Genomic DNA, 12,281 nt, shown 5'->3' with positions numbered 1-12,281 from the left:
GTAGATGTTTTTTTTTTATACAAATAATAGACGTCTGACGGAGCGTTTCTTGTCTTCGTGGGCTCGGTGATGTATAAAATAGACAGGGAGGAGGGGGGCGTGCGCCGGCTGGCACTCGACGTCGTCGGGGCCGGCCGGCACCTGCTCCGGGCGGAGCTGGCGCGGCCGTGGGAGGTGGAGCCGCGCCGCTCCGTCACGTTCGTGCTCCTCGTGACTACTCCGAACGAGTGATGTTGTGTATCCGGCTTCGGCCTTCGTCCTCTGCACGGTGACAGGGCCGGAGATACTGCCAAGCGCTGACCCGAGGAGTACCACGCGAAGTGGGGGCGAACGCGGTGACCGAAGCGAGGACCGCCGAGGCGGACCCGTCCTGGGAGGGACTCCGCGGACCGGAGCTGTTCGAGGCGTGCCTGGAGGCTGCCCGCGCGGGCAACAGAAAAGCCCTGAACCGCCTGGTCGCCGAGCTGACCCCGCTGGTGTGGAACGTGGCGCGCGGACAGGGGCTGGACACCCATTCGGCCGAGGACGTGGTCCAGACCGTGTGGCTGGCGCTGGTCAGCCACCTCGACCGGCTGCGCGAACCGAAAGCGCTGGCCGGCTGGCTGGTCGTCACCGCACGGCACGAGTCGCAGCGCGTCCGCGGCCGGAAACCGCCGCCGGTGCCGCTGACCGACGAGCTGGCCGAGACCGTGGCGAGCACCGAACCCGCGCCCGAGGCGGAGGTGCTGCGCAGCGAGCGCGACCAGCGGCTGTGGCACGCCTTCCGCAAACTCCCGCAGCGGTGCCAGGAGCTGCTGCGGCTCACCGTGCTGGCCGGCCGAGCCGAGTACCGGCTCGTCGCGGAAGCGCTGCAGATGCCGCGCGGCAGCATCGGGCCCAACCGCGGCCGCTGCCTGAAGACGATGCGCGAACTGCTGGACATCGAAGGGGGCAGCGCATGAACGACATCGGCGTGCCGGGGGGTGGGGCCCACCCCGACGACGAAGCGCTCCTGGCCGATCTGGGGCGGGTGCTGGCCGCCGTCGACCCGCCGCCCGAGGGACTGGTCGAGCGCGTGCAGTTCGCCCTCGAGCTGGAGAACCTCGACTTCGAGATCGCCCAGTGGGAGCGGGCCGATCCGGCGCTGGCCGGCGTCCGCAGCATCACCGACGAGGGCACGATCACGTTCACGGTCAGCGACCTCACGGTGATGATCAACCTGACCAGGGTGGGGCACTGCCACCGCATCGACGGCTGGCTGGTGCCCGCCGCCGCGCACGGGGTCGAGGTGCGGGTGGCCGAGCACGGTTCGTCGTCGACGGTGGCCGACGAGGGCGGGCGGTTCGTGCTCGACGAGGTGCCGCGCGGGACGACCCAGATCGTGATCTCGGTGGGTGGGGCCAGCAGCCGCCGCACCGTCGTCACGCCCGCGGTCGTGCTCTGAGTTCGACCGGCCGCCCCAACTGATCCCGGGATGTGCTCAGATAGACCGCGTGGCGGCTCTGCGTGATCTCCGGCGTGCGCTGGACCGGGCATCGGAGCTGCGCGGCCGGGCCGCCGACGCCGCGGGCAACTTCCGCAACGTCGAAGCGGTCCGCTTGTTCAACCGGGCGCTGCGGGTGCTGGCGACGGGCCCCGACGACGTCGAGTGGATCACGCTGCGGGCCCGGGTCCTGCTGGGCCTCGCGATGTCCGAGGCGGAAACCGGATCGGCCGCCGACGGCCTGCGCCACCTGGACGAGGCGCTGCTGCTGACCGAGCGCCTGCCGTGCGGACCACCCCAGCGGGTCCTGCGCGCGCTGGTCGGCGCCCAGCGCGCGCTGGTGCTGGGCCGCGTCGGCCGCCTGTCCGAGGCGCTGGCCCTGTTCGACGAGATCCTGCCGATGCTGGAGGCCGAGGCCGACGACAACGGGCTGTCCCTCACCCGCAACCTGATGAACCGGGCCAACATCCACGTCGAGATGCAGCGACCGGACGCGGCACTGGCGGACCTGCGGCGCTGCCTCGAGCTGGCCACCGAGCACGGGCTGACCCGCCTGGAGGGCAAGGTCCGGCACCTGCTGGGGGAACAGGGGCAGCTCCTCGGCGACATCCCCGGCGCACTCCGGCACTACGAGCAGGCGGCGCGGATCTACCAGGACGCCGCTCCCGGATGGCTGGCCCGGTTGCGGGTCGACCAGGCCAGGGCCCTGCTCGTCGCCGGGCTGGCCGAGGACGCGGCCCGGCACCTCGACGAGGTCCTGCCCGAGCTGCGCGCCAGCCGCAACGTGCAGGACATCGCCGAAGCCGAGGTCGCTCGCGCGGCGGCCGCGATCCTCGACAACGACCACCGCCGGGCGCGCAAGCTGGCCGAGCTCGCCCGGCACCGGTTCCTCCGGCGCGGCAACGAACGCTGGGCCGCGGTCGCCGCGCTGACCCGGCTGCGCGCCGACGCGACGGAGGTCCTCGGCGGCTCTGGCCGTCCCCCGGCGCGGCTCGCCGCGGGCCTCGCCGCGCACGCCGACCGCCTGGGCGAACTGGGGCTGCGGGACGAGGCGGCGCTCGCGCGGCTGCTCGCGGTGCGGCTGCTGCTGCGCCGGGGCGAGGTCACGGCGGCGGGCGAGCTGCTGGCGCGGGTTCCGCGACCGCGCCGCACCACCCCCATCGACCACGTCATGCTGCTGCGGTTGTGCCGGGCCGAACTCGCGGTGGCGACCGGCCGTCCCCGGGCCGCGCTGGCGCAGGCGCGGGCCGGGCTGGACGAGCTGAGCCGGGTTCGCGACCGGATGGGCGGGCTGGACCTGGTGTGCGGGACCGCGGTGCACGGCCAGGAACTGGGCCGGCTCGCGGTCGGTCTCGTGCTCGGCACGACCCGCGGCCACGCCGGGGCGCGCCGGCTGTTCGCCTGGCAGGAGCGGACCCGCGCGCAGGTCTACCGCTACGAACCACTGCCCGCGATCGACGATCCGGTGCTCGCCCGGCTGATCACCGAGATGCGGCAGGTGCAGCGGCTGGCGCAGCAGAACCGCCTGGAGGGCAGGCCGGTGACGGCGCTGGAGCAGCGCTACGCCCGGCTGCAGCGGGAGGCGGGCCGTCTCGGCTGGTACACCAGCCCGTGGGGCCGTCCCCGCCCGGTCTGCTCACCCGAAGAAGTCGCCGCCGAGCTGGGCGAACGCGTGCTGGTGAGCCTGATCGGCCAGGACGGCGAGCTGTCCGCGGTGATCGTGCGGGACGGCCGGTTCCGGCTGGTCCGGCTCGGCGGCCTGGACGAGGTCGTCGAGATCACCAAGCAGTTGCACGCCGACCTGAACGCGCTGGCCCCGGACCACCTCCCGCTGCCACTGGTCGCGGCCGTCACCGCGTCCGCGGAGAAGCGGGCCCGCCTGCTCGACGAGCGGGTCGTCCGGCCGCTCGCGGACGCGATCGGCGACCGCGAACTGGTGATCGTGCCGACCGGCCAGTTGTACGCGCTGCCGTGGTCGGCCCTGCCGTCGTTGCGCGGGCGTCCGCTGTCGATCGCGCCGTCGGCCACGGCGTGGGTGAGCGCGATGCGCCGGGAGCCGATCGACCCGGTCGTGCTGGTCGGCGGGCCGGACGTGCCCGGCGCGATCGGCGAGGTGAAGCAGCTGCGGGCGGTCTACCCGTCGGCGACGCTGGTCGACGGTCCGGCGGCGACCAGTTCCGCGGTGCTGGCGGCGCTCGACGGGTCCGGCCTCGCGCACCTGGTCGCGCACGGCGCGCACGAGCCGGCGAACGCCTTGTTCTCGCGGCTGGAACTGGTCGACGGGCCGCTGTTCGCGCACGAGACCGCGCAGCTGCGGCGCCCGCCGGACCGGGTGGTGCTGGCCGCGTGCGAGCTGGCCATGAGCCACATCCGGCCGGGCGAGGAGGCGCTGGGATTCGCCGGCGCGCTGCTGGCGAGCGGGTCCCGCACGATCGTCGGCGCGATCGCGCGGGTCGGCGACCGGGCGGCGGCGGAGGCGATGACCGACCTGCACCAGCGGCTCGCGTCCGGCATCTCCCCGGCGCTGGCCCTGGCGCACGCGACCGCCGCGGATCCGCTCCGCCGCCCCTTCCTCTGCCTGGGCGCGGGCTAGCGCTCGGCGGCCTTCACCAGCTTCGCGGACAGGAACCTGATCGCCCCCGCCAGCGCGGCGCGCACGACCGGCCCGCTGCCCGGCACCTTCTCCCGGAACGAGCCGCGCCAGGTCAGCCGCGTGCCGGTGCCGTGCGGCTCGAACAGCACCTCGGCGCGGTAGTCCCGCACCGGCGCGGGCTCGACGAGCGTGTAGACGTGGCGCCGGTCCGGCTCGTACTCGACCGTCTCCTCGCGCGTCAGCAGCGGCCACGCGCCCACCTTCCGGATGGCGCCCACCCCGCCGACCGGATCGGCCCACCGGTCCCAGCGGGACACGACGATGAGCGGTTTCGCCCACTCGGACCAGCGCGCGCCGTCGGTTTCCAGCCGGAACAGGGTCGCGGGCGGGGCGCTGCTGGTGCGGGTGACCTCGAAGGTGAACGTCCTGGCGGGCATCGGTGACCTTTCCGCTCGGGTAGGGGTTACCGAGCAGTAAACCAGGGGCTTACCGGATGCGGGGGCGCTGACCTTGGGGTTTCATTGGTTCATGGGCATCAACTTCAACGAGATCAAGAAGAAGGCGCAGCAGGCGCTCGGCCAGAACGCCGACAAGATCGAGCACGGACTCGACAAGGCGAGCGGGTTCGCCAAGTCGAAGTTCGGCCAGCACTCCGGCAAGATCGACAACGTCACGTCGAAGGCGAAGGACTTGCTGCACAAGCAGTCCGGCGGCGGTGACGGCGAAGCCGGCCCCGGCCCGGCCGGCCCGCAGGGCGGACCCGGTCCGGCCGGTCCCCAGAGCGGACCCACCGGACCGACCCAGCCCGGACCGACGCAGCCCGGACCGACCCAGCCGGGACCGACCCAGCCGTAACCGTTACGGCACCTCGCCGATGGCGGTGTCGTCGGCGAGAGCGGTGATGCGGCCGCCGCGTTCGCCGAGCGCGCGCAGGCCGTCCCGGGCGTCCGGTGCACCCAGCGCGACGCGGACGCCCGACAGTGTGGCCTGCCTGGCGGCCGCAAGCGCTTGCGCGCCTTCGTGACCCGAGTTGATGCTGACCGCGAGGCCGCCGGTCGAGGCCAGTGACCCGCGCATGGCGCCGAGCCGGCCGAGTGCCTCGTCGAGCACCGGCAGCAGCGCCTCGCGGTTGCCCTCGGTCATCGCCCGGACCAGCTCCGGGCGGGTGGCGGCCACGCGGGTGCCGTCGGTGTAGGAGCCGGCGGCCAGTGCCATCGCGACCGGCCCGCCGTCCGCTCCGACGGCCGCGAGCACGGCGGCGAGCAGGTGCGGCAGGTGGGAGATCCGGGCCACGGCCTCGTCGTGCGTCGCCGCGGTCAGCGGCACCACGTGCGAACCGAGGTCGATCGCCAGCCGGGCGACCTCGGCCCACGCCGTCAGATCGGTGTCGTCCTCGACGCACACCACCCAGGCCGCGCCACCGAACAGCGCCGCGTTGCCCGCGCGCCAGCCGGACTCCGCGGTGCCCGCCATCGGGTGGCCGCCGACGAACCGGGCCTCCGGCGCGAACGCGCGGGCGGCCGTCAGCACGCCCGTCTTCACGCTGGTCACGTCGGTGAGCAGGCACGTCGGCGCGCACACGTTGACGGTCCGCAGCACCTCCTCGACGGCGGTGAGCGGAACCGCCAGCACCACCAGCGCGTCCCGGTCGGCGGCTCGCCGCAGTGCGGCCTCCACGTCGGTCGAGGCGTCGAAGCCGTCAGCGGCCGCGGCCTCGGCGTCGGCGGCCGAAGTCGTCGCGCCCCACACCTCGCGCCCCACCGCCGCGGCCGCGCGCAGCACCGAGCCGCCGATCAACCCGAGCCCGATCACGCATACGTCTCGCACGGGGCGTCATCCTGCCAGGGCGTCGAGCGCGAAGGCCGCGTACATCGCGACACCCTTCGGGAAAGCGCCTTCATCGTGACGCACGCGGTTGGAGTGGTTGGTCGGCGCCTCCGCCGGGTCGAGGTCGGGCGGGCACGCGCCGAGGAACGCGAACGCGCCCGGAACCCGTTGCAGCACATAGGAGAAGTCCTCGGCACCCATGATCGAATCGGGCATCAGCTCCGACCGGCCGAGCACGCGCTGGGCGAGGTCCAGCACGCGCAGCGCCTGGTCCGGGTCGTTCACGGTCACCGGGTAGCCGGGCTCGATGTCGACCAGCACGCGGCAGCCGTGCGCCTCGCCGACCGCCTCGCACACCTTCGGCAGCTCCGCCTTGACCAGCGCGCGGGTGGACTCGGACAGCGTCCGGATCGTGCCCGCGACCTCCGCGGTCTCCGGGATGATGTTGGTCGTGGTGCCCGCCTGGATGCGGGTCACCGACACCACGGCCGGGTCGAACACGCTGATCCGCCGCGTCACCATCGTCTGCAGCGCGCCGACCATCGCCGCGGCCGCGGGCACCGGGTCGATCGCGTTGTGCGGGCTCGAACCGTGCCCGCCCTTGCCGGTGACCAGGATCGTGAACGTGTCGTTCGACGCCATCAGCGGCCCGGGACGCGTGCTGATCAGGCCGGATTCGACGTGGGAGAGCAGGTGGATGCCGAAGGCCCGCTCGACCCGCGAACCGGCCGCGTCGAGCACGCCTTCGTGGATCATGTGCCGCGCGCCGTGGTAGCCCTCCTCACCCGGCTGGAACATGAACACGACGGATCCGGCCAGCTCGTGGCGGTGGGCGGCGAGCAGCCGTGCCGCGGAGGCGAGCATCGCGGTGTGGCCGTCGTGGCCGCACGCGTGCATCGTCCCGTCCACTTCGGAGGCGAATTCCAGCCCGGTGTCCTCCTGCAGCGGCAGCGCGTCCATGTCGCCGCGCAGCAGCACCGCAGGTCCGTCCTCCTCACCACGCAGCACGGCGGTCAGGGCGGAGGTCGACTTCCCGTCGACGATCTCCAGCGGCAGGCCGTCCAGCGCGCGCCGGACGGCGGCCTGGGTGTGCGGCAGGTGGAGGCCCTGCTCGGGCCTGCGGTGGATCTCGCGGCGCAGCGCGACGGTGGCCGGTTGCAGAGCCTCGGCTTCGGAGAGCAACGCGGCGAGCCGGGTGTCCGGCAATGGGGGCAACTCGGTGGGTCCCGTCATCATCCGATCCTCGCAGAGCGACTGCACCGATGATCCGTCCAGGTATACGGTGTGCGCTATGTCGGTGAAGGAGCCGGTTGCGGGATTCGCGGTCGCCGTGGTCCGTGAGGACGGCAAGTGGCGCTGCAGCGCGCTCGACGCCGGTGCGCTCACGGGGTTGGACGCCGCCATCACCGAGCTGGCCAAGTTGCGGTCCACCGGGGCCGTGTTCGGCCTGCTCGCGGTGGACGACGAGTTCTTCGTGATCGTGCGGCCGAGCCCGCGCGGACCGTCCCTGCTGCTCTCGGACGCGGCGGCGGCGCTGGACTACGACATCGCCGCCGACGTGCTCGACGTGCTGCGGGTCGCGCCGCCGGACGAGGAGGACGACTCGATCTGGCCCGAGGGCGACCTCGACATCCTCGCCGACGTCGGCCTGCCCGGGCCCGAGCTCGAGGTGATCGCCGGCGAGGTCGACCTCTACCCGGACGAGCAGCTGCAGATGATCGCGCAGCGCTGCGGGTTCGGCGGCGAGTTCACCGCGCTGCTCGACGAGATCTGACGTGTCCGACGCCGACCTGGTGTCCGCGGCGCTGGCCGCGGCGCGGGAGGCCGGCCCGGACGTGCCGATCGGCGCCGCGGTGTTCGCGCCCGACGGCCGCCTGCTCGCCCGCGCCCACAACGCCCGCGAGGAGCTGGGCGACCCGACCGCGCACGCCGAGGTCCTGGCGCTGCGGGCGGCCGCCCGGGAGTTCGGCGACGGCTGGCGGCTGGACGGCTGCACGCTCGCGGTGACGGTCGAGCCCTGCACGATGTGCGCGGGCGCGCTGGTGCTTGCGCGCGTGGCCCGGGTGGTGTTCGGGGCCTGGGAGCCGCGTACCGGCGCGGTCGGATCGCTGTGGGACGTGGTGCGCGACCGGCGGCTCAACCACCGGCCGGAGGTGCGCGGCGGGGTCCTGGAGGCCGAGTGCGCCGCGTTGCTGGCCGATTTCTTCGCCGGTCACCGGGACGTGTGACGCCGCGCGAGGTGGGGTAGCCCGTTGTCGACCGCGTCGAAGGAGGGTCGATGAACGTCGTGAAGAACCGGATGACGAGCCGGTCCCGTCAGGCCAAGGGCGGGGCGCGTGAGCTGTTCGGCCGCCTCACCGGCAACCGCCGTCACCAGACGGCCGGTCGTGCCGAGCGGATCCGCGGTGTCGTGCGCGAGACGACCACCGAGGTCGCGGACTGGGCGGCCACCGCCGCGCGGGACGCGCAGCGCCGCTTCCGCACCAGGTGAGGAGTGCCTGCAAGCCGCTCGTGGGCGTCTAGTAACCTAGTCGGCGGTAGCGTGTCCGAGCGGCCGAAGGAGCACGACTCGAAATCGTGTGACGGTTGACCCCGTCCGTGGGTTCAAATCCCACCGCTACCGCCGGATCGAACGCCGGGTTTCCCGCCAGGGAGGCCCGGCGTTCGTCGTTTCCGCTACCCGACGTCGACCGTGATCTCCTCCGCGGTGGCGCCCTCCACGGCGAGGGTCAGCGTCGCGGTGGTGAAGGTCACATCGAGCAGCTTGGCCGTCCAGAGCGGGTTCGGGCACGCCGGCACGACCGGGACCCCGGTCGGTTTGCTCGTGAGGGCGAAGGTGTACTGCCCGTTGTGCGGGGTCTGCTGCCGCCCGCTCGTCGCGGTGATCTCGACCTCGGTGTCCTGACCGGTCACGAGAACGCCGGCCGGGTTCACGCACTCGACCTTCGCGGTGCCGGTGGCGGTGGCGGTGATCTCGAAGGTCGTGCCGCCCAGGCCGGCCACCTTGCCGGCGCATTCGAACCGGGTCCCGGTGTCGGTGCACACCGCCGCGTTGCCACCGCCGGTGACGAAGTGGCCGTTGTCCGCGTACGCCGGAGCCGCGGCGAGGGCCGCGACGGCGAGCGCGCCCGCGAGGGTGCCGATCATCCGCCTCATGTGCCTGCCTTTCGTTGGGAAACCCAGTTTCGGCTCGGCGGGTGGCCGGTGGTGGCCCGCTCACGCGGACGGGTGGTCCGGTTCCCTCGTCCGGGGCCCGCAGGCTGCCCGTACCGGCCGCCCGTCGCCTGCGGGAACGCCCGCGGGAGGTGCCTGGGATCGGCCAGCACCCGGTCGTAACTTCAGCTTCTTGCCGATCAAGTCTTCTGGGGGTACTCGATGAGACTGCTCAACATCCGCACTCTGTCCGCCGCGGCGGCTGTGGCGGCCGTCGCGGCGCTGGTTCCCGCCGGCACCGCCGCCGCCATGCCCGACCCACCCGGCGACGGCTGGGACCACACCTTCACGGCTCCCGGTGTCACCGTGTACGTCGAGGAGTACGGCGACCGCATCTCCGTCTGCGACAGCGCGGCCAACGGTTCCAGCGCGCAGGTCAACGTCTGGGCCAACGGTGGGTGGCGCTACGAGGCCGTCGCCAACGGCGGCTTCGCTACCTGCGTGATGCACTCGGCGAAGGACGGTGGTGCCTACAACCTGCCGGAGGGCGCGTACATCGAGCTGTACTACAAGGGCGAAAGCACCGGTTGGGCCACCAAGAGCTCGTACACCAACGACCACTGAGGCACCCGCCGTCGGTCGTAGGCCGGGTGGACGAACCGTTACCGGTTGTTGCCGCTGAGTCTTCCTTCGTCTCACCTCATCGAGGGAAGATGCCTCGACTGATGATCAGACGAGGGGACTCAGGGTGACGACCAGTCGAAGAATCGGTGTGCTCGCCGCTGCCGCTCTCGCCGGTGTGACCGTGGCCGTCGCACCGGCGTCGGCGGCCAGCGCGGATCTCGTGATCGCCGAGGTCTACGGCGGCGGTGGCAACAGCGGGGCCACGCTGACCAGCGACTTCATCGAGATCGCCACCGCGGGCGGCAGCGCGGCGCTGGACGGCTGGAGCGTGCAGTACCTGCCCGGCTCGCCGAGCGCGTCGAGCCGGTGGCAGGTCACCGCGCTGACCGGTTCGGTCGCGCCGGGCGGCCGGTACCTGGTCGCCGAGGCCACCGGATCGGGTGGCGCGGTCTCGCTGCCCGCCGCCGACGCGGCCGGGTCGATCGCGATGTCCGCGACCTCCGGCACCGTCGCCCTCGTCCAGGGCACCACCGCGCTGACCTGCCTCACCACCGCCGACTGCGCCGCCGATCCGCGCGTCCGCGACCTCGTCGGCTACGGCTCGGCGACCGTCCGCGAAGGCAGCCCGACGGCGGCGCCGAGCAACACCACCTCGGCCGCCCGCGCCACGCTGACCGACACCGACGACAACGCCACCGACTTCACCACCGGCACGCCGACCCCGGTCAACACGAAGGGCGAGACCTCCGGCGGCGACGCGGGCGGCACCCCGGCCAAGATCCACGACATCCAGGGCACCACCCGGCTCTCGCCGCTGGCCGGCAAGAAGGTCACCGGCGTGACCGGCATCGTCACCGCGCTGCGCACCTTCGGCTCCGCGCGCGGTTTCTGGATGACCGACCCGCGGCCCGACGCCGACCCGCGCACCAGCGAGGGCGTGCTGGTGTTCACCGGCTCGACCACGCCCGCGGTGGCAGTCGGCGACGCCGTCACGGTCTCCGGCACCGTCACCGAGTACTACCCGGACGGCCGCGCGAACTCGACCTACCAGTCCACCACCGAGATCACCGGTCCGAAGTGGACCGTTCAGTCGAGCGGCAACCCGCTGCCCGCGGCCACCCCGATCACGCCGGCCACCGTGCCCGGCTCGCTCGCGCCCCAGCCCGGTGGCAACATCGAGGGCCTGCCGCTGGAGCCGGCGAAGTACTCGCTGGACTTCTGGGAGTCGCACGAGGGCGAGGTCGTCAGCGTGCTGGACGCCGGCGTCGTCGGTCCGTCCACCGAGTACAACGAGATCTACGTGACCACCAAGCCGCGGGAGAACCGGACCGACCGCGGCGGCACCGTCTACACCGGATACGACACGCCGAACACCGGGATCCTCAAGATCGAGTCGCTGATCCCGTTCGCGCAGCGGCCGTTCCCACAGGCCGACACGGGTGACACGCTCGCCGGTCCGACCTCGGGCCCGGTGGAGTACGACAGCTTCGGCGGGTACACGCTGCAGGCCACCGTGCTGGGCGAGGTCAAGGACGGTGGCATCCAGCGTGAGGTGACGCGCAGGCAGTCGCCCAGCGAGCTGGCCGTGGCGACCTACAACGTCGAGAACCTGTCCGCTGTGGACGATCAGGAGAAGTTCGACCAGCTGGCGCACGGGATCGTGGACAGCCTCGCGTCACCGGACATCGTGACGCTGGAGGAGATCCAGGACAACAACGGTGCCGAGGGCGAGGGCGACGGCGTGGTGGCCGCGGACCAGACGTTGCGGCGGTTCACCGACGCGATCGTCGCCGCGGGCGGCCCGCGCTACGAGTGGCGGCAGATCGACCCGCGGGAGGGGATGGACGGCGGCGAGCCGGGCGGCAACATCCGGGTCGGGTTCCTGTTCAACCCGCGCCGGGTGTCGTTCGTGGACCGCCCTGGTGGCGACGCGACCACCGCGGTGTCCGTGGTGCGGGAGCGCGGCAAGCCGCACCTGTCCGTGTCACCGGGCCGGGTGGATCCGGGCAACGCGGCGTGGGCGAACAGCCGCAAGCCGCTGGCCGGGGAGTTCGTGTTCCACGGCCACACGGTCTTCGTGATCGCCAACCACTTCAACTCCAAGGGCGGCGACCAGCCGACGCACGGCCGCTACCAGCCGCCGGCGCGGAGTTCGGAGGTGCAGCGCGGGCAGCAGGCGCAGGTGCTGCGCGGGTTCGTCGACCAGCTGCTGGCGGCGGACCCGTGGGCGGACGTCATCGTGGCCGGCGACCTGAACGACTACCAGTTCTCGCCCGCGCTGCGGACGCTCACCGCGGGTGGCGCGCTGACCGACCAGATCGACCGGCTGCCCGCCGACGAGAGGTACAGCTACGTCTACGAGGGCAACTCGCAGGTGCTGGACCACATCCTGACGTCGCGGGCGCTGCGGTGGGTCGACTACGACGTGGTGCACATCAACGCGGAGTTCGCCGAGCAGGCGAGCGACCACGACCCGCAGATCATCCGCTACCGCCCGACCCGCTGACACGGCGCCGACCGCCGCCACTTCGGCGGCGGTCGGTGGTGTGGTCGCTTTGGCTCGCCGCGGGGGTGGGTGGCGGCGGTGGGCGGTGGGTTGTTCGGCCGGCCGTTGGCTGGTGG

The 12,281-nt window shown here is 72.9% G+C and carries 14 protein-coding genes and 1 tRNA gene; 11 read left to right on the top strand and 4 right to left on the bottom strand.

Translation table 11 applies throughout. The features are described from left to right. The first annotated feature begins 99 nt into the window (after positions 1-99). The 4 genes from D0D15_RS37665 to D0D15_RS33795 all read left to right on the top strand — a co-directional run bounded on the left by D0D15_RS37665 (position 100) and on the right by D0D15_RS33795 (position 4,055). A complete protein-coding gene (locus D0D15_RS37665; RefSeq protein WP_279630588.1) occupies positions 100-231 on the top strand; it encodes a hypothetical protein in 132 nt (43 codons plus the stop codon). Positions 232-335: 104 nt separating this feature from the next. After that, the gene (locus D0D15_RS33805) at positions 336-941 is read left to right on the top strand and encodes an RNA polymerase sigma factor (protein WP_162830724.1); all 606 of its coding nucleotides are present in this window, start codon (positions 336-338) and stop codon (positions 939-941) included. Beyond that, positions 938-1,423: a hypothetical protein gene (locus D0D15_RS33800; protein WP_094008733.1), complete on the top strand. Its 486-nt coding sequence runs from the start codon at positions 938-940 to the stop codon at positions 1,421-1,423. Before D0D15_RS33805 ends, D0D15_RS33800 begins: the two co-directional genes overlap by 4 nt. Positions 1,424-1,667: 244 nt before the next feature. Further along, a complete protein-coding gene (locus tag D0D15_RS33795) occupies positions 1,668-4,055 on the top strand; it encodes a CHAT domain-containing protein (RefSeq protein WP_369806852.1) in 2,388 nt (795 codons plus the stop codon). On the opposite strand, the gene D0D15_RS33790 is transcribed toward D0D15_RS33795, so the two are convergent. Next, a complete protein-coding gene (locus D0D15_RS33790) occupies positions 4,052-4,492 on the bottom strand; it encodes an SRPBCC family protein (RefSeq protein ID WP_094008734.1) in 441 nt (146 codons plus the stop codon). The genes D0D15_RS33795 and D0D15_RS33790 overlap by 4 nt on opposite strands. A gap of 91 nt (positions 4,493-4,583) precedes the next feature. Here D0D15_RS33790 and D0D15_RS37725 point away from each other — a divergent pair, with 91 nt between their 5' ends. Further along, positions 4,584-4,910, top strand: coding sequence for an antitoxin (locus D0D15_RS37725; protein WP_094008735.1), 327 nt, complete (start codon positions 4,584-4,586; stop codon positions 4,908-4,910). Positions 4,911-4,913: 3 nt separating this feature from the next. Here D0D15_RS37725 and D0D15_RS33780 read toward each other — a convergent pair whose 3' ends face one another. Together D0D15_RS33780 and D0D15_RS33775 are read right to left on the bottom strand one after the other, a co-directional pair. Further along, positions 4,914-5,867, bottom strand: coding sequence for a prephenate dehydrogenase (locus tag D0D15_RS33780; protein WP_094008736.1), 954 nt, complete (start codon positions 5,865-5,867; stop codon positions 4,914-4,916). Positions 5,868-5,888: 21 nt separating this feature from the next. Next, a complete protein-coding gene (locus D0D15_RS33775; protein WP_162830723.1) occupies positions 5,889-7,115 on the bottom strand; it encodes a M20 metallopeptidase family protein in 1,227 nt (408 codons plus the stop codon). A gap of 58 nt (positions 7,116-7,173) precedes the next feature. On the opposite strand from D0D15_RS33775, the gene D0D15_RS33770 reads away from it, so the two are divergent. From D0D15_RS33770 to D0D15_RS33755, 4 genes are all read left to right on the top strand, one after another. Next, on the top strand, positions 7,174-7,656 hold the full coding sequence (locus D0D15_RS33770; protein WP_115945038.1) for a tRNA adenosine deaminase-associated protein: 483 nt from the start codon (positions 7,174-7,176) through the stop codon (positions 7,654-7,656). A 1-nt stretch (position 7,657) separates the two neighbouring features. After that, a complete protein-coding gene (locus tag D0D15_RS33765) occupies positions 7,658-8,110 on the top strand; it encodes a nucleoside deaminase (RefSeq protein ID WP_094008739.1) in 453 nt (150 codons plus the stop codon). A 50-nt stretch (positions 8,111-8,160) separates the two neighbouring features. Next, positions 8,161-8,373: a CsbD family protein gene (locus tag D0D15_RS33760; RefSeq protein WP_094008740.1), complete on the top strand. Its 213-nt coding sequence runs from the start codon at positions 8,161-8,163 to the stop codon at positions 8,371-8,373. A gap of 45 nt (positions 8,374-8,418) precedes the next feature. After that, positions 8,419-8,505, top strand: a tRNA-Ser gene (locus D0D15_RS33755). 53 nt (positions 8,506-8,558) lie between these two features. On the opposite strand, the gene D0D15_RS33750 is transcribed toward D0D15_RS33755, so the two are convergent. Then, positions 8,559-9,038: a hypothetical protein gene (locus D0D15_RS33750; protein ID WP_233157525.1), complete on the bottom strand. Its 480-nt coding sequence runs from the start codon at positions 9,036-9,038 to the stop codon at positions 8,559-8,561. 219 nt (positions 9,039-9,257) lie between these two features. Between D0D15_RS33750 and D0D15_RS33745 the strand changes: the two genes are divergently transcribed. Then, positions 9,258-9,659, top strand: coding sequence for a hypothetical protein (locus tag D0D15_RS33745; protein WP_094008742.1), 402 nt, complete (start codon positions 9,258-9,260; stop codon positions 9,657-9,659). 181 nt (positions 9,660-9,840) lie between these two features. Next, positions 9,841-12,165: an endonuclease/exonuclease/phosphatase family protein gene (locus D0D15_RS33740; RefSeq protein WP_304528849.1), complete on the top strand. Its 2,325-nt coding sequence runs from the start codon at positions 9,841-9,843 to the stop codon at positions 12,163-12,165. Positions 12,166-12,281: the final 116 nt, after the last annotated feature.

Origin of the sequence: Amycolatopsis thermalba (genome assembly GCF_003385215.1) — a bacterium.
Lineage (GTDB): Bacteria > Actinomycetota > Actinomycetes > Mycobacteriales > Pseudonocardiaceae > Amycolatopsis_E > Amycolatopsis_E thermalba.
This window is presented reverse-complemented; position numbering and strand designations above follow the sequence as displayed.

What these genes read in the sequence shown, in the direction of transcription:
- D0D15_RS33800 (WP_094008733.1), top strand. Translation starts at nt 938, where the DNA reads ATGAACGACATCGGCGTGCCGGGGGGTGGGGCCCACCCCGACGACGAA.
- D0D15_RS33795 (WP_369806852.1), top strand. Translation starts at nt 1,668, where the DNA reads ATGTCCGAGGCGGAAACCGGATCGGCCGCCGACGGCCTGCGCCACCTG.
- D0D15_RS33790 (WP_094008734.1), bottom strand. Translation starts at nt 4,492, where the DNA reads ATGCCCGCCAGGACGTTCACCTTCGAGGTCACCCGCACCAGCAGCGCC.
- D0D15_RS37725 (WP_094008735.1), top strand. Translation starts at nt 4,584, where the DNA reads ATGGGCATCAACTTCAACGAGATCAAGAAGAAGGCGCAGCAGGCGCTC.
- D0D15_RS33775 (WP_162830723.1), bottom strand. Translation starts at nt 7,115, where the DNA reads ATGACGGGACCCACCGAGTTGCCCCCATTGCCGGACACCCGGCTCGCC.
- D0D15_RS33770 (WP_115945038.1), top strand. Translation starts at nt 7,174, where the DNA reads ATGTCGGTGAAGGAGCCGGTTGCGGGATTCGCGGTCGCCGTGGTCCGT.
- D0D15_RS33760 (WP_094008740.1), top strand. Translation starts at nt 8,161, where the DNA reads ATGAACGTCGTGAAGAACCGGATGACGAGCCGGTCCCGTCAGGCCAAG.
- D0D15_RS33750 (WP_233157525.1), bottom strand. Translation starts at nt 9,038, where the DNA reads ATGAGGCGGATGATCGGCACCCTCGCGGGCGCGCTCGCCGTCGCGGCC.
- D0D15_RS33745 (WP_094008742.1), top strand. Translation starts at nt 9,258, where the DNA reads ATGAGACTGCTCAACATCCGCACTCTGTCCGCCGCGGCGGCTGTGGCG.